General features: G+C 59.1%; 16 protein-coding genes. 14 read left to right on the forward strand and 2 right to left on the reverse strand.

All coding sequences use genetic code 11. The features are described 5' to 3' along the window. The first annotated feature begins 546 nt into the window (after positions 1–546). From ACM6IO_RS28590 to ACM6IO_RS28630, 9 genes are all read left to right on the forward strand, one after another. A complete protein-coding gene (locus tag ACM6IO_RS28590) occupies positions 547–2,148 on the forward strand; it encodes an ABC transporter substrate-binding protein (protein ID WP_223434788.1) in 1,602 nt (533 codons plus the stop codon). Between the two features lie 258 nt (positions 2,149–2,406). Beyond that, positions 2,407–4,032 (forward strand): ABC transporter substrate-binding protein, encoded by a 1,626-nt coding sequence (locus ACM6IO_RS28595; RefSeq protein WP_008036270.1) that lies wholly within the window; start codon positions 2,407–2,409, stop codon positions 4,030–4,032. Between the two features lie 308 nt (positions 4,033–4,340). Further along, positions 4,341–5,942: an ABC transporter substrate-binding protein gene (locus ACM6IO_RS28600; protein ID WP_414912650.1), complete on the forward strand. Its 1,602-nt coding sequence runs from the start codon at positions 4,341–4,343 to the stop codon at positions 5,940–5,942. A 172-nt stretch (positions 5,943–6,114) separates the two neighbouring features. Then, on the forward strand, positions 6,115–7,533 hold the full coding sequence (locus ACM6IO_RS28605) for an OprD family porin (RefSeq protein ID WP_008036267.1): 1,419 nt from the start codon (positions 6,115–6,117) through the stop codon (positions 7,531–7,533). A gap of 77 nt (positions 7,534–7,610) precedes the next feature. Then, positions 7,611–9,206 carry an ABC transporter substrate-binding protein gene (locus tag ACM6IO_RS28610; RefSeq protein WP_414912651.1) on the forward strand — a complete coding sequence of 532 codons (1,596 nt, stop codon included), beginning with the start codon at positions 7,611–7,613 and terminating at the stop codon, positions 9,204–9,206. A gap of 74 nt (positions 9,207–9,280) precedes the next feature. Further along, positions 9,281–10,291, forward strand: coding sequence for an ABC transporter permease subunit (locus ACM6IO_RS28615; RefSeq protein WP_008024401.1), 1,011 nt, complete (start codon positions 9,281–9,283; stop codon positions 10,289–10,291). 10 nt (positions 10,292–10,301) lie between these two features. Then, entirely contained in the window at positions 10,302–11,225 is a 924-nt protein-coding gene (locus tag ACM6IO_RS28620; protein ID WP_192227718.1) for an ABC transporter permease subunit, read from the forward strand. A gap of 10 nt (positions 11,226–11,235) precedes the next feature. Then, on the forward strand, positions 11,236–12,204 hold the full coding sequence (locus tag ACM6IO_RS28625) for an ABC transporter ATP-binding protein (RefSeq protein ID WP_223481018.1): 969 nt from the start codon (positions 11,236–11,238) through the stop codon (positions 12,202–12,204). Next, entirely contained in the window at positions 12,204–13,184 is a 981-nt protein-coding gene (locus tag ACM6IO_RS28630; protein WP_008024408.1) for a peptide ABC transporter ATP-binding protein, read from the forward strand. The genes ACM6IO_RS28625 and ACM6IO_RS28630 overlap by 1 nt, the downstream gene beginning before the upstream one ends. A 183-nt stretch (positions 13,185–13,367) precedes the next feature. On the opposite strand, the gene ACM6IO_RS28635 is transcribed toward ACM6IO_RS28630, so the two are convergent. Continuing rightward, the gene (locus ACM6IO_RS28635; RefSeq protein WP_414912652.1) at positions 13,368–13,613 is read right to left on the reverse strand and encodes a hypothetical protein; all 246 of its coding nucleotides are present in this window, start codon (positions 13,611–13,613) and stop codon (positions 13,368–13,370) included. A gap of 352 nt (positions 13,614–13,965) precedes the next feature. Continuing rightward, a complete protein-coding gene (locus ACM6IO_RS28640) occupies positions 13,966–15,549 on the reverse strand; it encodes a peptide chain release factor 3 (protein ID WP_008024413.1) in 1,584 nt (527 codons plus the stop codon). 466 nt (positions 15,550–16,015) lie between these two features. Between ACM6IO_RS28640 and ACM6IO_RS28645 the strand changes: the two genes are divergently transcribed. The 5 genes from ACM6IO_RS28645 to ACM6IO_RS28665 all read left to right on the forward strand — a co-directional run bounded on the left by ACM6IO_RS28645 (position 16,016) and on the right by ACM6IO_RS28665 (position 21,540). Then, entirely contained in the window at positions 16,016–16,732 is a 717-nt protein-coding gene (locus ACM6IO_RS28645) for an ABC transporter permease (RefSeq protein WP_192227715.1), read from the forward strand. 20 nt (positions 16,733–16,752) lie between these two features. After that, entirely contained in the window at positions 16,753–17,646 is an 894-nt protein-coding gene (locus ACM6IO_RS28650; RefSeq protein ID WP_192227714.1) for a glycine betaine ABC transporter substrate-binding protein, read from the forward strand. A 12-nt stretch (positions 17,647–17,658) separates the two neighbouring features. Continuing rightward, positions 17,659–18,312 carry an ABC transporter permease gene (locus tag ACM6IO_RS28655; protein ID WP_192417401.1) on the forward strand — a complete coding sequence of 218 codons (654 nt, stop codon included), beginning with the start codon at positions 17,659–17,661 and terminating at the stop codon, positions 18,310–18,312. Beyond that, positions 18,309–19,463, forward strand: coding sequence for a betaine/proline/choline family ABC transporter ATP-binding protein (locus ACM6IO_RS28660; RefSeq protein ID WP_008036261.1), 1,155 nt, complete (start codon positions 18,309–18,311; stop codon positions 19,461–19,463). The genes ACM6IO_RS28655 and ACM6IO_RS28660 overlap by 4 nt, the downstream gene beginning before the upstream one ends. Before the next feature lie 913 nt (positions 19,464–20,376). Continuing rightward, positions 20,377–21,540: a type III PLP-dependent enzyme gene (locus tag ACM6IO_RS28665; RefSeq protein WP_008024420.1), complete on the forward strand. Its 1,164-nt coding sequence runs from the start codon at positions 20,377–20,379 to the stop codon at positions 21,538–21,540. The last annotated feature ends 43 nt before the right edge of the window (positions 21,541–21,583 follow it).

A 21,583-nucleotide genomic window follows, 5' to 3' on the forward strand; every position in this document is an offset into this window, starting at 1 on the left:
AGCCGGCTCCTACAAAAGCAGGTCGACGCCCACCCGCTTCTCACCACTCATCAGGCCGAGCGTTAGCTCGCCTGCAGCTTTTGATTTTGATCTGCCCGCCCCTTCGGGAGGCCGAGTGGAGGTTCTGCGCAGTGGGCAGCCCGGCATGGATGCCGGGCTAGCCGCCCCCGGCCATGGATGGCCGATGGCGGCGGGCCCACGGAGCAGGACCGGAGCGAGGGAACGCCGAGCCTTAGCGAAGGGCCGGACGCCGGGGCGAGACCTTTTGGTTCCTTTTGGGGCGTTTGCCAAAAGGGACTCGCCGTAAGGGCGAAACCGTAAGTGGCCGTTACCGCAGGAATGGATATGTACACCTGGAAGAAAATGGTCGGCTACCAGGCCGCCATCGCCAGCAAGCCGGCTCCTACATGTCGATGTGCACACATCCGGAAAACAGCCTGAATATACCGAGATAGAGGGGTCCCCCTCACAAACGGATATTTCCGCCCACCCCGTCTACGACGCTACCCTGAGGAAAACACAGCGACCCAAACCCCCGGGGACTCCATGGAAAGAACCACCGTCAAACCACTCCTGCTCGCCCTAGCCCTCGCAACAACCGCCCCATTCGCACAAGCCGCCACCACCCTGGTCTACTGCTCCGAAGCCAGCCCCGCCGGCTTCGACCCCAGCCAATACACCAGCGGCACCGACTTCGACGCCTCCGCCGAAACCGTCTTCAACCGCCTCACCCAATTCAAACGCGGCGGCACCGAAGTCGAACCCGGGCTGGCGACAAACTGGGACGTGTCAAAAGACGGCCTCACCTACACCTTCCACCTGCGCGACGGCGTGAAATTCCACACCACCGACTATTTCACCCCGACCCGCGACTTCAACGCCGACGACGTGCTGTTCACCTTCCAGCGCCTGCTCGACCCGGAGAACGCGTTCCGCAAAGCCTATCCCGCCGAGTCCCCGTACTTCACCGACATGGACCTGAACAAAACGATCAAGAGCGTCGACAAAATCGACGAGCACACCGTGCGTTTCAGCCTGAACAACATCGACGCAGCCTTCATCCAGAACCTGGCGATGAGTTTCGCTTCGGTGCAATCCGCCGAGTACGGCGCACAATTGTTAAAGGAAGGCAAAGCAGCCGACATCAACCAGAAACCCGTCGGCACCGGCCCGTTCGTGTTCAAGCGTTATCAAAAGGACTCGCAGATCCGCTACGTCGCCAACAAGGCGTACTGGAAACCCGAGGATGTGAAAATTGACAACCTGGTGTTCTCGATCACCCCGGACGCCGCCGTGCGCTTGCAGAAACTCAAGGCCGGCGAGTGCCAGGTCAGCGGTTACCCACGCCCGGCCGACATCGAGGTGATGGAGAAAGACCCGAACCTGCGCGTGCTCAAGCAGGCCGGGTTCAACCTCGGCTTCCTGGCCTACAACGTGACACACCCGCCGCTGGACCAGCTCAAGGTGCGTCAGGCCCTGGACATGGCGATCGACAAACCGGCGATCATCAAGGCTGTCTACCAGAGTGCCGGGCAACTGGCGCAAAACGCCTTGCCTCCCGCGCAATGGTCTTACGACCCGAGCATCAAGGACGCTTCCTACGACCCGACAAAAGCCCGGGCGCTACTGAAAGAAGCAGGGGTTGCACCCGGTACCACCATTAATTTGTGGGCCATGACCGTGCAACGTGCCTCCAACCCCAATGCGCGGATGTCGGCACAGATGATCCAGCAGGATTGGGAGAAGGTCGGCATCAAGGCCAACATCGTCAGCTATGAATGGGGCGAGTACATCAAGCGCGCCAAGAACGGCGAACACGACGCGATGATCTACGGCTGGACCGGCGACAACGGCGACCCCGACAACTGGCTCGGCGTGCTCTACAGCTGCGCGGCCGTGAAGGGCAGCAACTACGCCAAGTGGTGCGACCCGGCCTACGACAAACTCGTCCAGCAAGCCAAGGTGTCCACGGACAAACAGCAGCGGGTGAAACTGTATCAACAGGCCCAACAAATCCTCAAGCAACAGGTCCCTATCACGCCGATCGCCAACTCGACGGTGTTCCAGCCGCTGCGCAAGGAAGTCACCGACTTCAAGATCAGCCCGTTCGGCCTCACACCCTTCTATGGTGTGGGTATAAATAAGTAACACCGCGCGCCAACCGGGTGCGCCCAGCGCCCCGGTTGCCCTTCGTCAGTGCGTGGTTTGCACCGAAAAAAATACACGCAAACGGTCAAATGCGCGTCAATTTATACATATGCGACATTAAGGTACGTTCGTGCCACTGTTTAAGGCTTGTGGCCATTCAACATCTTGCATTGGGTATGGCCCCTGCATAAGTATCCGCAGGCACGACTCACGAGGTCGTCCTCAAATTCAAAAATGACAACAAATCATGAGGCCACCATGCTTAAACACGCGGTCATTCCGTTTTTAGTCGGCGCCAGCTTGTTAGCTGCCGCACCTTTCGCCCAAGCGGCGACTAACCTGGTGTTCTGCTCCGAAGGGAGCCCGGCCGGTTTTGATCCTGGTCAGTACACCACCGGAACCGACTTCGACGCCTCTGCCGAAACCATGTTCAACCGTCTGACTCAGTTCGAGCGCGGCGGCACCGCCGTTATTCCTGGTCTGGCGACCAAGTGGGACATCTCCGATGATGGCCTGACTTACACCTTCCACCTGCGTGAAGGCGTCAAGTTCCACACTACCCCGTACTTCAAGCCGACTCGCGAGTTCAACGCCGACGACGTGCTGTTCACCTTTAATCGCATGATTAACAAGGATGATCCGTTCCGTAAGGCGTACCCGACCGAATTCCCGTACTTCACCGACATGGGGATGGACACCAACATCACCAAGATCGATAAAGTCGACGACCACACCGTCAAGTTCACCCTCAAAGAAGTAGATGCCGCGTTCATCCAGAACATGGCCATGAGCTTCGCCTCGGTGCAGTCCGCCGAGTACGCAGCCCAGCTGCTCAAGGAAGGCAAAGCCGCCGACATCAACCAGAAGCCGGTCGGCACTGGTCCGTTCGTGTTCAAGAGCTACCAGAAAGACTCCAACATCCGCTACACCGGGAACAAGGACTACTGGAAGCCTGACGACGTCAAGATCGACAACCTGATCTTCGCCATCACCACCGACCCGTCGGTGCGTATCCAGAAGCTGAAAAAGGGCGAGTGCCAGATCACTCTGTTCCCGCGTCCGGCCGACCTGAAGGCGCTGAAAGAAGACAAAACCCTGAAAGTGCCTGACCAGGCCGGTTTCAACCTGGGTTACATCGCCTACAACGTGATGGACAAGATCAAGGGTGACGACAAGCCGAACCCGATGGCCCAACTGAAAGTGCGTCAGGCACTGGACATGGCCGTCAACAAACAACAGATCATCGACTCGGTTTACCAGGGTGCAGGTCAAAAGGCCGTCAACGCCATGCCGCCGACCCAGTGGTCTTACGACACCACCATCGTGGATGCTCCGTACAACCCTGAGAAAGCCAAGGAGCTGCTCAAGGAAGCCGGTGTGAAGGAAGGCACCGAAATCGTTCTATGGGCAATGCCGGTGCAGCGTCCGTACAACCCGAACGCCAAGCTGATGGCAGAAATGCTGCAGTCCGACTGGGCGAAGATCGGTATCAAGGCCAAAATCCAGAGCTACGAATGGGGCGAGTACATCAAGCGCTCCAAAGGCGGCGAAAACGGCGCGATGCTGATTGGCTGGAGCGGCGACAACGGTGACCCGGACAACTGGCTGAACGTGCTGTTCGGCTGCGACTCGCTGCAAGGCAACAACTTCTCCAAGTGGTGCGACAAGAAGTTCGACGGCATCGTCAAAGAAGCCAAGCGCACGACCGACCAGGGCAAGCGCACCGAACTGTACAAGCAGGCGCAACACGTCCTCAAAGACGCTGTTCCGATGACACCTATCGCTCACTCGACGGTGTTCCAACCCATGCGCAACGAAGTGCAGGATTTCAAGATCAGCCCATTCGGCTTGAACTCCTTCTACGGCGTTAGCGTCAGCAAATAAGATTTGGCAACGGCGACGTTTTTGACGTCGCCGTTGCTTTTTCTACCGAGAAAGCAGGAAACAACCTACATCCTATTCCGCTGAGCATTACAGCTGCGGCGTCGGACGCGTTGCCCTTTCCTACGAGTCTTTAGGACTCTACGCATTTACTGCCAGACTCGCGGCTCTTACCGTCGGGTTCTGACCAGTGCACGCGTGGGCTCTCGGTTTTTGCTGCACCTCATGGCTTGAGATCAGTGACGCCTCCACGTCCCCGGACGGGACAGCGGCGCATTGAAAACACTTAGCGAAAGAGAAAAGGGAGCGTCATGCGCCATACCTTGGTTTTATCCGCATTGCTGGGCACCGGCCTGCTGGCCGCCACTTCCATCAGCCAGGCCGCCAACAACAGCCTGGTGTTCTGCTCCGAAGGCAGCCCGGCTGGCTTCGACACCGCGCAGTACACGACCGCGACCGATAACGACGCCGCCGAGCCGTTGTACAACCGATTGGCAGAATTCGAAAAAGGCGCCACCAACGTCGTACCAGGCCTGGCAAAGAGCTGGGATATTTCCGAAGACGGCCTCAAGTACACCTTTCACCTGCGCGAAGGGGTGAAATTTCATACGACCAAGTACTTCACGCCGAGCCGTGATTTCAACGCCGATGACGTGCTGTTCACGTTTAATCGCATGCTCGATCCGCAGCAACCTTTCCGTAAGGCTTATCCAACCGAGTTCCCGTATTTCAACGGGATGAGCCTGAACAAGAACATCGCCAAGGTCGAAAAGACCGGGCCGCTGACCGTGGTCATGACGCTCAACAGCGTGGACGCCGCGTTCATCCAGAACATCGCCATGAGCTTTGCTGCCATCCTGTCCGCCGAATACGCCGACAAGCTGCTGGCCGAAGGCAAGCCGAGCGACATCAACCAGAAGCCGATCGGCACCGGGCCGTTCGTGTTCAAGAGCTACCAGAAAGACTCCAACATCCGTTACAGCGGCAACAAGCAGTACTGGGACCCGAGCCGGGTCAAGCTCGACAACCTGATTTTCGCCATCAACACCGACGCCTCGGTGCGGGTGCAGAAACTCAAGGCCAACGAGTGCCAGATCACCCTGCACCCACGTCCCGCCGATGTCGAAGCGCTGAAGAACGACGCGAATCTCAAGCTCATCGAAAAGCCTGGCTTCAACCTCGGCTACATCGCCTACAACGTGCGCCACAAGCCATTCGACCAGCTCGAAGTGCGCCAGGCGCTGGACATGGCGGTGAACAAACAAAGCATTCTCAACGCCGTTTACCAAGGCGCCGGTCAACTGGCGCAAAACGCCATGCCGCCGACCCAATGGTCCTACGACGAGACCATTAAAGACGCCACCTACAACCCGGAAAAAGCCAAGGAACTGCTCAAGGCTGCCGGCGTGAAAGAAGGCACCGAAATTACCCTGTGGGCGATGCCGGTTCAGCGTCCCTACAACCCCAACGCCAAGTTGATGGCCGAGATGCTCCAGGCTGACTGGGCGAAGATCGGTCTCAAAGTGAAGATCGTCAGCTACGAATGGGGCGAGTACATCAAGCGCACCAAGAATGGCGAGCACGACGTCAGCCTGATTGGCTGGACCGGTGACAATGGGGACCCGGACAACTGGCTTGGCACGCTTTACAGCTGCGACGCCATTGGCGGCAACAACTACTCCCAATGGTGTGATCCGGCTTACGACAAGCTGATCAAGCAGGCCAAGGTCGTCACCGACCGTGACCAGCGCACTGTGCTTTACAAACAGGCTCAGCAGTTGCTCAAGCAGCAAGTGCCGATCACGCCTGTCGCTCACTCGACGGTCAACCAGCCGTTAAGCGCCAAAGTCGAAGGATTCAAGGTGAGTCCTTTTGGCCGCAACGTGTTCTCGGGCGTCAGTATCGACAAATAACCGATTAGCCAAAAAACGCTGGGGGCGGATTCCGCCCTCACGCAAGCGTATTGCCGTTATTTGCCGATCAGGCCGACAGCAAACGTTTGCGAAGCCTTGTATGAGTTCCAAAACCAATAGCCGGATCACAAAAAAAGACCGGTATAAAAAAAGAAAGAAAGGAGCTTCACCCATGAAACTGAGCAGCACCGCGTTATTGGCCCTGGCCATCAGCAGCGTTACCGCCACGGCCTACGCTGAGTCCCAGAGTCAGGCTTTCACACCGGTCACCGTCAAGGAAAAGAGCGCCCAAAGCGAAGCCACCGGCTTTGTCGAAGGGCAATCGGTCACCGGTTCCACGCGTAACTGGTATGCGAATGAGTCGTTCAAGCGGGGCGCGACGCTCAACTATCGTAAAAATGGTGAGACTCACACGACTGACCGCCGCATCAACTGGGTGCAAGGCACGATCATCAAGTACAACTCGGGCTTCACCGAAGGCACCGTAGGCTTCAGCACCGAAATCGCGGCCTACAACGCAATCGCCCTGGACCGTGATCGTAAAGACCTCGCGTCCGGCAACGGCGGTGCGCCTGAGCCAGGTCGCTCCGGCCGTGGTAACAACCGTACGCTGACTGAAAATGGCGGTGACGCTGTTGATCAGTGGAGCAAACTGGGCCTGGCCAACGTCAAGGCACGCGTCTCCAACACCACACTGACGGCTGGTCGCCAGAATTTCAGCAGCCCGCAAGTGGATGTCATCGGTAACCGTCCCCTGCCTTCGAGCTTCGAAGGTGTGACCCTGCACAGCGAAGAGCTGGAAAACCTCTCCTTCGACCTCGGCACCTTCGACCGTAACTCGCCGCGTACCGAACAGAGCCAGCGCAAGTTCCGCTCCGAATACGGCGACGGTACTGCCGAAGCGGATCACGTCAACACCGCCGGTATCACCTATCAGCCGTTCGCCAGCCTGACCACCAGTCTGTGGGGCACCCAGGCTGAAGACCTGTGGAACCAGTACTACTTCGGCGCCAGCCATGTGTTGGGCGACAGCTCGATCCTGAGCCTGACCACCGGCCTGAACTACTACAAAACCGTCGACGAAGGTAAAGCCAAGCTCGGCCAGATCGACAACGACACCTACTCCCTGTCGTTCGGCCTGACCCACCAGGCTCACAGCCTGACCTTCTCGTACCAGGAAGTGAACGGTAACGAGTACTTCGACTACCTGCACGAAACCAACGGCATCTACCTGGCCAACTCCCTGTTGTCGGACTTCAACGGCCCGAACGAGAAATCCTTCCAGGTCGCCTACGGCCTGAACATGGCTGAATACGGCGTTCCAGGCCTGAAGTTCAACATCTACCAAGCGCGCGGCTGGGGCATCGACGGTACTCACTACAACAGCACCGGCTACGGCGACGTGAAAGGAATGGACGGCGAGCACCATTACGAATACGGCATCGGTGCTTCGTACGCCGTGCAGAGTGGCCCGCTCAAGGCGACCGCGATCCGCGCGACCTACACCGCTCACCGCGCCAGCGAAAACCAGGCGGATGGCAGCCTCAACGAGTTCCGTCTCGTGACCACCATCCCGTTCAACGTTCTGTAATGCACCCGCCGAACGGCTGATTCAGTGACGAATCTACCGTTCGGCTTTTGTCCTTAACTGATTGCAGAGGGCTCTTGATGAAAATGCTTCCCCTACGTGCGGCCATCGCTGCCGCGTTGCTGAGTGTTGCCGTTGGCGTCTCGGCCAAACCCTTGGTGGTTTGCACCGAAGCCAGTCCGGAAGGCTTCGACATGGTTCAATACACGACTGCAGTCACAGCCGATGCGGTGGCCGAAACCATCTTCAACCGCCTGGCGGACTTCAAGCCCGGTACCACCGAAGTGATTCCGGCACTGGCCGAGTCCTGGGACATCAGCGAAGACGGCCTGACCTACACGTTCCACCTGCGCAAAGGCGTCAAGTTTCACACCACCGAATACTTCAAGCCGACCCGCGACATGAACGCCGACGACGTGGTCTGGAGCTTCCAGCGTCAACTGGACCCGAATCACCCGTGGCACAAACTGTCGAGCGTGGGCTTCCCGTACTTTGAAAGCATGGGCTTCAAGGAACTGCTGAAAAGCGTCGAGAAAGTTGACGACAACACGGTCAAATTCACCCTGACCCGCCGCGAAGCGCCGTTCCTGGCCGACATCGCCATGGCCTTCTCCTCGATTTACCCTGCCGAGTACGCCGACCAGCTGCTCAAGGCGAACAAGACCGGCGACCTCAACAACAAACCGGTCGGCACCGGCCCGTTCGTTTTCCAGCGTTACGCCAAGGACGCCCAGGTTCGCTTCAAGGCCAACCCGGACTACTTCCGTGGCAAGCCGCCGGCTGACTCGTTGATCCTGGCCATCGCCACCGATAACAACGTGCGCCTGCAAAAGCTCAAGGCCAACGAGTGCCAGGTTGCGCTGTATCCGAAGCCGGATGACATCCCGAGCATCAAGAAAGACGCCAAACTGAGCGTCGATGAACTGAACGCGATGACCGTTTCGTACATCGCCATGAACACCACGCACAAATACATGAGCGACGTGCGGGTGCGCAAAGCCATCGACATCGCCTTCGATAAAGAGGCTTATGTCAACGCGCTGTTTGGTAAAGGCAATGCGACAGTGGCGGTCAACCCGTTCCCGGACACGCTGCTGGGCTACAACCACAGCCTGAAAAACCCGGCCCGTGATCTGGACAGGGCTCGCGCCCTGCTCAAGGAAGCCGGCGTACCGGAAGGCACCACCTTCACCCTGTTCACCCGCAACGGTGGTGGCCCGACCAACCCGAATCCGATGCTCGGCGCGCAGATGATGCAGGCTGACCTGGCCAAGGTCGGGATCAAGATCGACATTCGCGTGATGGAATGGGGCGAAATGCTCAAACGCGCGAAAAACGGCGAGCACGACATGGTTTCCGCCGGATGGGCGGGTGATAACGGCGACCCGGATAACTTCCTGACGCCTATGCTCAGTTGCGAAGCCGCGAAGAACGGCGAAAACTATGCACGCTGGTGCAATGACAAGTTCCAGGCGCTGATCGACCAGGCTCGCGAAAAAACCGATCCGGCCGAGCGGGCAGCGCTGTACGAGCAGGCCCAGGTTATTTTTAACCAGGACCAGCCATGGATCAGCATGGCGCACACTAGAATGTTCACCGCTATGCGCAACAACGTAGAGGGCTATCACATTAGCCCCCTCACCACTAATAACTTCGCCACCACCCAGGTGAAGTAGATAAGAAAACTCCCGGTGTCCCTGACTCCAGGGACACCAGGCACGCCTAACCGGCTGATGAGGTACACCAGAAGATGTTTAGTTTTATTGCCCGCCGATTGGGGTTATTGATCCCCACGTTCTTCGGCATCACCTTGCTGACTTTCGCGTTGATTCGCATGATTCCAGGCGACCCCGTGGAAGTAATGATGGGCGAACGACGAGTCGACCCCGAAATGCATGCTCAGGCAATGGAACGCCTAGGTCTGAACAAACCGCTGTATGCCCAATACCTGGACTACATCGGCAAACTGGCTCACGGCGATCTCGGCGAATCCCTGCGTACCCGTGAAAGCGTGTGGAGCGAGTTCAGCTCTCTATTCCCCGCGACCCTGGAACTGTCCATGGCCGCCCTGTTGTTCGCCGGCATCCTGGGCCTTCTGGCCGGGGTGATCGCGGCACTCAAGCGAGGATCCCTGTTCGACCACGGGGTGATGGGCATCTCCCTGGCGGGATATTCGATGCCGATCTTCTGGTGGGGCCTGATCCTGATCATGTTCTTCTCGGTGTCCCTGGGCTGGACCCCGGTGTCCGGGCGGATCGACCTGCTCTATGACATCGAGCCGCGCACCGGCTTCATGCTCATCGACACGCTGCTGGCCGATGACGTCGGTGCGTTCCTCGATGCCCTGCATCACCTGATCCTGCCGGCCATCGTGCTCGGCACCATCCCGCTGGCGGTGATTGCGCGGATGACCCGTTCTTCGATGCTCGAAGTGCTGCGCGAAGACTACATCCGGACCGCCAAGGCCAAAGGCCTGTCGCCGTCGCGCGTAGTGTTCGTGCACGGCCTGCGCAACGCGCTGATTCCGGTACTGACCGTGGTCGGCCTGCAAGTCGGCACATTGCTGGCCGGTGCGGTCCTGACCGAAACCATCTTCTCGTGGCCCGGCATCGGCAAATGGCTGATCGAAGCCATTGGCGCACGGGATTATCCCGTGGTGCAAAACGGCATCCTGTTAATCGCCTGCCTGGTGATTCTGGTGAACTTCATCGTGGACATCCTCTACGGCTTCGCCAACCCACGCATCCGTCACCAGCGCTGAGATCATGACCATGACCACTCCAGCTTCAACTGCAAATCAAGCGGTAACAGTCGATCAAAGCCTGCTGTACCCGTCCCCGTACAAAGAATTCTGGCAAGCGTTCTCCAAGAACAAAGGCGCCGTCGCCGGCCTGATGTTCATGTTGCTGGTGATCTTCTGCGCGATCTTCGCGCCGTGGGTCTCGCCACATAACCCAAGCGAGCAATACCGTGACTTCCTGCTGACCCCGCCGTCCTGGCTGGAAGGCGGGCAAATCCAGTTCCTGCTCGGCACCGATGAACTGGGCCGCGACCTGCTGTCGCGCCTGATCAACGGTTCGCGCCTGTCCCTGCTGATCGGCTTGTCGTCGGTGGTGATGTCGCTGATCCCGGGCATCCTGCTCGGTCTGTTCGCCGGCTTCTTCCCGCGCATCCTTGGCCCGACCATCATGCGTCTGATGGACATCATGCTGGCCCTGCCCTCGCTGCTGCTGGCTGTGGCGATTGTCGCCATCCTCGGCCCTGGCCTGATCAACACCATCATTGCCATCGCCGTGGTTTCGTTGCCGTCCTATGTTCGTCTGACCCGCGCTGCGGTGATGGGCGAGCTGAACCGCGACTACGTGACCGCCGCGCGCCTGGCCGGTGCCGGTCTGCCACGCCTGATGTTCGTCACCGTGCTGCCCAACTGCATGGCGCCGCTGATCGTTCAGGCCACCCTGAGTTTCTCCTCGGCGATTCTCGATGCCGCAGCCCTTGGCTTCCTGGGCCTTGGCGTACAACCGCCAACCCCTGAGTGGGGCACCATGCTGGCTTCGGCTCGCGACTACATCGAACGCGCCTGGTGGGTAGTAAGCCTGCCTGGTTTGACCATTTTGCTCAGCGTGCTGGCAATCAACTTGATGGGCGACGGCCTGCGCGATGCGCTGGACCCGAAACTCAAGAACGCCGCCTGAGGAGATTCAAATGTCACTGTTAGAAATCAAGAATCTCAACGTTCGCTTCGGCGACAAGAACGCCGTTCCGGTGGTCGACGGGCTCGACATTTCCGTGGACAAAGGCGAAGTGCTGGCCATCGTTGGCGAGTCGGGTTCGGGTAAATCCGTGACCATGATGGCGCTGATGGGCCTGATCGAGCATCCGGGGATCGTCACCGCCGACGCCCTGAATTTCGACGGCAAGAACATGCTCAAGCTCAGCAACCGTCAGCGTCGGCAAATCGTCGGCAAAGACCTGGCCATGGTCTTCCAGGACCCGATGACCGCGCTGAACCCGAGCTACACCGTCGGTTTCCAGATCGAAGAAGTGCTGCGCCTGCACCTGAAAATGTCCGGCAAGCAAGCGCGCAAACGCGCCATCGAACTGTTGGAAAAAGTGGAAATCCCGGGCGCCGCCAGCCGTATGGAGGCCTACCCGCATCAACTGTCGGGCGGTATGAGCCAGCGTGTTGCGATCGCCATGGCGATTGCCGGCGAGCCGAAACTGCTGATCGCCGACGAACCGACCACCGCTTTGGACGTGACGATTCAGGCGCAGATCATGGACCTGCTGCTGGCGTTGCAGAAAGAGCAGAACATGGGCCTGGTGCTGATCACTCACGACCTCGCGGTCGTGGCCGAAACCGCCCAGCGTGTGTGCGTGATGTACGCCGGCCAGGCCGTAGAAGTCGGTCATGTGCCACAACTGTTCGACATTCCGGCGCACCCGTACAGCGAAGCGCTGCTCAAGGCGATTCCGGAACACAGCCTCGGCGCCTCACGCCTGTCGACACTGCCGGGCATCGTTCCCGGTCGTTACGACCGTCCGCAAGGCTGCCTGCTGTCGCCGCGCTGCCCGTATGTGCAGGACAGCTGCCGTGCGCAGCGTCCGGCCCTTGACCCGAAAAGCAACAGCCTCGCCCGCTGCTTCTACCCGCTGAACCAGGAGGTGGCGTAATGGCCGTCGTACTTACCGCCCGCGACCTCACCCGTCACTACGAAGTGTCCCGCGGCCTGTTCAAGGGCCATGCGACCGTACGCGCCCTGAACGGTGTGTCGTTCGAACTGGAAGCCGGCAAGACCCTCGCTGTCGTGGGCGAATCCGGTTGCGGCAAATCCACCCTGGCCCGCGCCCTGACGCTGATCGAAGAGCCGTCTTCCGGCTCCTTGAAAATCGCCGGGCAGGAAGTCGCCGGGGCTGACAAGGCTCAACGCAAACAACTGCGCAAAGACGTGCAGATGGTGTTCCAGAGCCCGTACGCCTCGTTGAACCCTCGGCAGAAAGTCGGCGATCAACTCGCCGAACCTCTGCTGATCAACACCAGCCTCAGCGCAGCCGAGCGTCGCGAGAAAGTGCAGGCGATGATGAAGCAGGTGGGGTTGCGCCCTGAGCATTACCAGCGCTATCCGCACATGTTCTCCGGCGGTCAGCGCCAGCGGATCGCCCTCGCCCGCGCCATGATGCTGCAGCCTAAAGTGCTGGTCGCGGACGAACCGACCTCGGCGCTGGACGTGTCGATCCAGGCGCAGGTGCTGAACCTGTTCATGGACCTGCAGCAAGAGTTCAACACCGCCTACGTGTTCATCTCGCACAACCTGGCCGTGGTGCAACACGTTGCCGATGACGTGATGGTGATGTACCTCGGTCGCCCGGTGGAAATGGGCCCGAAAAACGACATCTACGAGCGTCCGCTGCACCCGTACACCCAGGCGTTGCTGTCGGCCACACCGACCATTCACCCGGACCCGAACAAGCCGAAGATCAAGATCGTCGGCGAGTTGCCCAACCCGCTGAACCCGCCGTCGGGCTGCGCTTTCCACAAGCGCTGCCCGTACGCAACCGACCGTTGCAAAACCGAAGAGCCAGCCCTGCGCCCTCTCGATAATCGCCAGGTGGCTTGCCACTACGCCGAGCAGTTCCTCGACGGCGCGGCATAACAGCGGGCTGAAAAAACCTGTAGGAGCGAGCCTGCTCGCGATGGAGTGTCAGCCAACACGGCTGTTACTGATACTCCATCGCGAGCAGGCTCGCTCCTACAAGGGATAGGTGTTCTGTTCAAAAACCTCTTCTGCTTCGATTGCGCGTCAATCGGGTCGAAGGGGTTTTATTTTGCCTGCTATTCAGGCCCCTTCTTCCTCATCACTGTCCGGTTCGTCAGTGGTCGTATCATCATCGTCCGCACTGCCGCCCTGCCCCTGATCACCGGGCTCTGATTCGGACTTGGCGATCATCATGCCGGGGTGCGTCACCTGCCCGCTCGATGCCTGGCTTTCGTGATCCTCACACTCGGCCCAGACCGCCGAACTACCGAGGGCCAGCATCAGCAAAACCTTCAACAGCAGCACAACGCGTAGCAACCTGTTCATAGTCGATTCCATCCTTTTGCAGGTGAAACATCTGTACCTGTCTGGCGCTCTTTGAAATCTAGTTCCGATCAGCCGGGTTCTCCAGATAGGACGCTAACGAAGAGACGGAATGCGCTGGCTTTAGAGATTGGTTGTGAATATGGCCTATAACCAAACCCGCTAACACGATGCTTTTCTGTAGGAGCCAGCTTGCTGGCGATGGTCGTTAACGATAACGCGCGCTGTCAGGATTAACGCGGCGTTCTCTGGTCCATCGCCAGCAAGCTGGCTCCTACAGGGGGGGGATTTATGCCGGGCATTAAAAAACCCCGGTGCTTTCGCGACCGGGGCTTTTGGTTTTGCAGCTCAGCGCTTAGTGGTGCTCACGCGTCGCACGGAATTTCACGTCCGGCCAGCGCTCTTCCATCAGCGCCAGGTTAACGCGGGTCGGCGCCAGGTAGGTCAGGTGACCACCGCCATCGACCGCGAGGTTTTCCACGGCCTTGACCCGGAACTCCTCGAACTTCTTCTTATCGTCGCAATCGATCCAGCGCGCGGAGTACACGGTGATCGGCTCGTAGGAGCACTCAACCTTGTATTCCTCTTTCAAGCGGCTGGCGACCACGTCGAACTGCAGCACACCGACGGCGCCGAGGATGATGTCGTTGCTGCGCTCAGGGAAGAACACCTGGGTCGCGCCTTCTTCCGCCAACTGCTGCAAGCCTTGGCGCAGTTGCTTGGATTTCAGCGGATCACGCAGACGCACGCGACGGAACAGTTCCGGGGCGAAGTGCGGGATACCGGTGAAGCCCAGGACTTCGCCCTCGGTGAAGGTGTCGCCGATCTGGATGGTGCCGTGGTTGTGCAGGCCGATGATGTCGCCGGCAAACGCTTCTTCCAGTTGCTCACGCTCGGAGGAGAAGAACGTCAGGGCATCGCCGATCCGCACGTCCTTGCCGGTGCGCACGTGGCGCATCTTCATGCCTTTTTCGTACTTGCCGGAGCAAATGCGCATAAAGGCGATACGGTCGCGGTGTTTCGGGTCCATGTTCGCCTGGATCTTGAACACGAAGCCGCTGAATTTCTCTTCGACCGGCTCCACGGTGCGCTCGTTGGCGACACGGGCCAGCGGTTTCGGCGCCCAGTTGACCACGGCGTCGAGCACGTGATCGACACCGAAGTTGCCCAGTGCGGTACCGAAGAACACCGGAGTCAGTTGGCCGTCGAGGAATTCCTGCTGGTTGAATTCGTGGCAGGCGCCCTGCACCAGTTCCAGTTGATCAACGAAGCGATCGTACTCGTCGCCCAAGTGCGCGCGGGCTTCATCGGAGTCGAGCTTTTCGATGATTTTCACATCGGTGCGCTCGTGGCCGTGACCGGCGGTGTACACGATGATGTAGTCGTCGGCGAGGTGATAAACGCCTTTGAAATCGCGGTAGCAACCGATCGGCCAGGTGATCGGCGCGGCCTTGATTTTCAGGACCGCTTCGATTTCGTCGAGCAGTTCGATCGGGTCGCGGATGTCACGGTCGAGTTTGTTGATGAAGCTGACGATCGGCGTGTCACGCAGACGGCAAACGTCCATCAGCGCGATGGTCCGTGGCTCTACACCCTTACCGCCGTCGAGGACCATCAATGCCGAGTCCACTGCCGTCAGGGTGCGGTAGGTATCTTCGGAGAAGTCTTCGTGGCCCGGGGTGTCGAGCAGGTTGATCATGTGATCGCGATACGGGAACTGCATGACCGACGTGGTAATCGAGATACCCCGCTGCTTTTCCATTTCCATCCAGTCGGAGGTGGCATGGCGGTCGGACTTGCGAGACTTCACCGTGCCGGCAACCGCAATCGCCTTGCCCATCAGCAAGAGCTTCTCGGTGATGGTGGTTTTACCGGCATCGGGGTGGGAAATAATGGCGAAAGTGCGGCGTTTCGCGACTTCGGCGGCCTGTTTGGTCATGGGAAATCGCCTGGCGGTGATTCAAAAAAGGGCGGCGAGTATAGCGCAAACCGACCGTCACGGACCACCGCCCGCCCGGACGCATAGATCTTTGTAGGAGCCGGCTTGCTGGCGATCGCATCACCTCGGTGCACCTGACAAACCGAGGTGATTCCATCGCCAGCAAGCCGGCTCCTACAGGTGGGTGTTATGGCATCGGGCAGGTACGCGTCGGCATCAAGGGTGGCTATCTGCTGCTAATTATGGAACCTTTTAAAAGGTGGAGGCGTCCACTCCCCTGTTACGGCACTCGTCCCAGGGGCTGAAAAATCAGCAAGTTAGCCTGACGAGGCTGCGCTTATGGCTCGATTCATGTCCCTTCGCGGACATAGAACGCGCTGCTTCTCGCGAACGCTTACTTCGGCAGCCAGGACTGGCATTGCCACACGAAGCTGCGTTCGCCGACAAAGAAAAAAGGAGTCCGCCTGTGGCTATTCGCTATGGCAAAGGGCTGACAGGAGGTGCGGTTGTCGTCGCCCTTCTGGCCCTGCTGGTCCACTGGATTGGCATCAACACGATCGAACAGTACCGCGACGATTTGTTGTTTTACCTGCAAGCTCATCTGATTCTCGTCCTCGCCTCCATGCTGGCCGCCCTTGTTGTGGGCATACCCGCCGGTATCTTCCTCAGCCGTCCGACCATGGTGGGACGCGCCGAACGCTTCATGCAGATCTTCAACATCGGCAACACCGTGCCGCCTCTCGCCGTACTGGCCATTGCCCTGGGGATTCTGGGCATCGGCAGCGGCCCCGCGATCTTCGCCCTGTTCCTCGCCTCGCTGTTGCCGATCGTGCGCAACACCTATGAAGGCCTGAAAAATGTTCAGGGTTCCCTCAAGGAAGCGGCCGTCGGCATCGGCATGACGCCGACTCAAGTGCTGTGGCAGGTCGAACTGCCGAACGCCGTGCCGATCATCATCGGCGGTGTGCGTGTGGCGCTGGCGATCAACGTCGGTACCGCACCGCTGGCGTTCCTGATTGGCGCCAACAGCCTGGGCAGCCTGATTTTCCCCGGCATCGCCCTGAACAATCAGCCGCAACTGCTGCTCGGCGCGGCCTGCACCGCCCTGCTGGCCTTGCTGCTCGACGGCCTGGTGACACTCGCCAGCCGCCTCTGGCTCGAACGCGGCTTGCGCCCGTCTTAAGCCTCGGCAAAGGAATAATCATGAAGACATCAAGCTTTTTACTAGGCTGCGTTCTGCTGTTCTCGGGAATCGCCCAAGCCGCTGAAAAACCGGTGATCCGCATCGGCGCCCGGGTGTTCACCGAACAAACCCTGCTCGCGGAAATCACCTCCCAGTACCTGCGCGCCAAGGGTTATGACACCCAGGTGACTGGCGGTCTGGGCAGCAACCTCGCTCGCAGCGCCCACGAAAGTGGCCAACTGGATCTGATGTGGGAATACACCGGCGTCTCACTGGTGGCCTACAACCATGTCACCGAAAAACTCGACAGCGCTCAGTCCTACGCCAAGGTGAAAGAACTCGACGCGAAAAAAGGCCTCGTATGGCTGACCCCGTCGAAGTTCAGCAACACCTACGCCCTGGCCCTGCCGGAAAAAACCGCGAAGGCCTACCCGCAGATCAACACCATCAGCGAACTGAACACGGTGATGCAGGCTGAGGCGAAGACTAATCACCTGGTCGCGCTGGACACCGAGTTCGCCAACCGCTCCGACGGTCTGGACGGCATGGTCGACCTCTACAGCATGAACCTGACGCGCAAAAACATCCGCCAGATGGATGCAGGCCTGGTCTACACCGCCCTGCGCAACGGCCAGGTGTTCGCCGGCCTGGTCTACACCACCGACGGTCGCTTGAACGCCTTCAAGTTGAAACTGCTTGAAGACGACAAGCACTACTTCCCGGACTACACCGCCGCGCCGGTGGTGCGTCAGGTTTACCTCGATGCCCACCCGAAACTGGCGCAAGAGATCAAGCCGCTGGCCGAGCTGTTCGATGACGAAACCATGCGCCAGCTCAACGCGCGGGTCGATGTCGATCACGAAAGCCCTTCATCCGTTGCCGCCGATTTCCTGCGCCAGCACCCCATCAACTAAGGAGGAAAAGTCATGGAATTTCTCAACGCCTTTTCCCATCTCGACTGGCCGCAGGTGCTGCATCTGACCTGGCAGCACATCACCCTGGTCGGCATCGCCGTGACCCTGGCGATTCTGGTCGGCGTGCCACTGGGCATTCTGATGACGCGTTTCCCGACGCTCGCCGGCCCCTTGCAAGCCAGCGCCACGGTGCTGCTGACCGTGCCGTCGATTGCACTGTTCGGTCTGCTGCTGCCGTTCTACTCCAAATTCGGCCAGGGCCTGGGGCCGATGCCGGCGATCACGGCAGTGTTTCTGTACTCGCTGCTGCCGATCATGCGTAACACCTACCTCGCCCTGACCAACGTCGAACCGGGCATTCGCGAAGCCGCACGCGGCATCGGCATGACCTTCGGCCAGCGCCTGCGCATGGTCGAACTGCCCATCGCCGTGCCGGTGATCCTCGCCGGCGTGCGCACCGCCGTGGTCATGAACATCGGTGTAATGACCATCGCCGCGACCATCGGCGCCGGTGGCCTCGGTGTCCTCATTCTCGCTTCCATCAGCCGCAGCGACATGTCGATGCTGATCGTCGGCGCCGTGCTGGTCAGCCTGCTGGCCATCTTCGCCGACCTGCTTCTGCAATGGCTGCAACGCACGCTGACTCCAAAAGGACTGCTCAAATGATCGAACTTCAAAACCTCAGCAAGACTTTCCAAAGCAACGGCAAAGATGTGAAAGCCGTGGACTCGGTCAGCCTGACCGTCAATGAAGGCGAAATCTGTGTGTTCCTCGGGCCATCGGGCTGCGGCAAAAGCACCACGCTGAAGATGATCAACCGCCTGATCAAGCCGACCTCGGGCAAGATCCTGATCAACGGCGAAGACACCACCGACCTCGACGAAGTGACCCTGCGTCGCAACATCGGTTACGTGATCCAGCAGATCGGTCTGTTCCCGAACATGACCATCGAGGAAAACATCACCATCGTTCCGCGCCTGCTGGGCTGGGACAAACAGAAGTGCCACGACCGCGCCCGCGAGTTGATGAGCATGATCAAGCTTGAGCCCAAGCAGTATTTGAATCGTTATCCGCGCGAATTGTCCGGTGGTCAGCAGCAACGGATCGGCGTGATTCGCGCACTGGCGGCGGATGCGCCGTTGCTGCTGATGGATGAACCGTTCGGCGCGGTCGACCCGATCAACCGCGAGATGATCCAGAACGAGTTCTTCGAGATGCAACGGGCACTGAACAAGACCGTGATCATGGTCAGCCACGACATCGACGAAGCGATCAAGCTGGGCGACAAGATTGCAATCTTCCGCGCCGGCAAGCTGTTGCAGATCGATCACCCGGACACGCTGCTGGCGCACCCGGCGGACGACTTTGTCAGCAACTTCGTCGGCCAGGACAGCACGCTCAAGCGTCTGCTGCTGGTGAAGGCCGAAGACGCGGCGGACAACGCACCGTCCGTCAGCCCGGAGACGCCGGTGGCTGAAGCGCTGGAGTTGATGGATGAACATGACCGTCGTTATGTCGTGGTCACGGACGGTGAGAACAAGGCGCTCGGTTATGTACGACGTCGCGACCTGCACCGTCAGACCGGGGCTTGCGCGCAGTACCTGCGTGAGTTCAATGCCACGGCAGCGTACGACGAGCATTTGCGTATCCTGCTGTCGCGGATGTACGAGTTCAATCGTTCGTGGTTGCCGGTGATGGATGCCGAGCGGGTGTTTTTGGGGGAGGTGACGCAGGAGTCGATTGCGGCCTATCTGAGCTCAGGACGTTCACGAGGCATGAAAACCAATATCGTGTCGCCGGCCGAGGCAGTCGCCTGACAGCCTGAATCGCTGGGTAAAAATGCAAAACCTGTGGGAGCGAGCCTGCTCGCGATAGCGCATGGTCAGCCAACGACGATGTTGAATTTGAAATTGCCATCGCGAGCAGGCTCGCTCCCACAAAAACCGCACAGCCTGTGACCGGAAAAAAATATCAACACCTGCCTCGGCAAGCGGCCTCTAAAAAGGTCCGCCGAAACAGTCAAAAAATCGCTCAGCCGACCTTTTCGCAGCTATCGTCGCCGATGTTGACGCCATCGCAGTTATCTTTGAGTTGGCAGACATAAGCGTCGAACGTGCAGGTATTTTTAACACTTCAGATTTCCTCGGGAACATCGGCCTGTCATCTGTGTCGAGTACAAGGAGAGCTGGCGGCAACGTGCGTCAGACAAGTGCAAAAACGCGACATTTTTTGTTGATCTCAAGCCCCTCACGCCCTAAAGTTCGCGCCGAACGTCCATGCTGGAAACGATCCATCCGGCTCAAGTACTGACGACGAGACAGCAAGGCCAAGGGAAAGCACCGCTTCCCATGGCCTTTTTGCTTTCGGCGACATGCCTTGGGAAGTAGGCGAACCAAAGTGGGGATACGGAGGACGTTCAGGAGGGTGTGTCATCAATGAAATCACGAGTGCGCCGGAGCCTGCTTTTGCGCAGGGCAAGGCGCGAGGCCCGCGGTTTGGTTGTTCCAAATAAGGGACGAGCAACGCAGCCCTGCGCAAAAGCAGGCCCGGCCCTTCGGGTTGTGCCTGAGCGCGCGCCATGCTGCGTTGCAGGCCTTGCGAAGGGAATGACCATTAGCGGCGGCCTGCGCCTTGCCTGGCACGCGCTCAGGCGCAACGCACTCGCGATTTCATTGATGACACACCCTCGCACCCATTGATTAATCTAGTTTGCCAGTAGGAGTTCCCAGCATGTCGATCAACGTCGAAGACTATTTCGCGCGCGATACCTTTCAGAAAATGAAGGCATTCGCCGACAAACAAGAAACCCCGTTCGTGGTTATCGACACCGCGATGATCAGCCAGGCCTATGACGACCTGCGCGCCGGTTTCGAATTCGCCAAGGTCTACTACGCCGTCAAGGCCAACCCGGCCGTCGAAATCATCGACCTGCTCAAAGAGAAAGGCTCGAATTTCGACATCGCCTCGATCTACGAGCTCGATAAAGTGATGAACCAGGGCGTTGGCCCGGATCGCATCAGCTACGGCAACACCATCAAGAAATCCAAGGACATCCGCTACTTCTACGAGAAGGGCGTGCGTCTGTATGCCACCGACTCCGAAGCCGACCTGCGCAACATCGCCAAGGCTGCACCTGGCTCGAAAGTCTACGTGCGCATCCTCACCGAAGGCTCGACCACCGCAGACTGGCCTTTGTCGCGCAAATTCGGCTGCCAGACCGACATGGCCATGGACCTGCTGATCCTCGCTCGCGACCTGGGCCTGGTGCCTTACGGCATCTCGTTCCACGTCGGCTCGCAACAGCGCGACATCAGCGTCTGGGACGCAGCGATCGCCAAGGTCAAAGTGATCTTCGAGCGTCTGAAAGAAGAAGACGGCATCCACCTGAAGCTGATCAACATGGGCGGCGGCTTCCCGGCCAACTACATCACCCGCACCAACAGCCTGGAAACCTACGCTGAAGAAATCATCCGTTTCCTCAAGGAAGACTTCGGCGACGATCTGCCGGAAATCATCCTGGAACCGGGCCGTTCGCTGATCGCCAACGCCGGCATCCTGGTCAGTGAAGTGGTGTTGGTTGCACGCAAATCCCGCACCGCCGTCGAGCGCTGGGTGTACACGGATGTGGGCAAGTTCTCCGGCCTGATCGAAACCATGGACGAAGCCATCAAGTTCCCGATCTGGACCGAAAAGAAAGGCGAAGTGGAAGAAGTGGTTATCGCCGGCCCGACCTGCGACAGCGCCGACATCATGTACGAAAACTACAAGTACGGTTTGCCGCTGAACCTGGCGATCGGTGATCGTTTGTACTGGCTGTCGACCGGTGCGTACACCACCAGCTACAGCGCCGTCGAGTTCAATGGCTTCCCGCCGCTGAAGTCGTTCTACGTGTAATACCGCTTGCTGTAACAACAGAAGGTCCATGACATGTCATGGA

Origin of the sequence: Pseudomonas sp. IT-P44 (assembly GCF_949768225.1) — a bacterium.
Taxonomy (GTDB): Bacteria; Pseudomonadota; Gammaproteobacteria; order Pseudomonadales; family Pseudomonadaceae; genus Aquipseudomonas; species Aquipseudomonas migulae.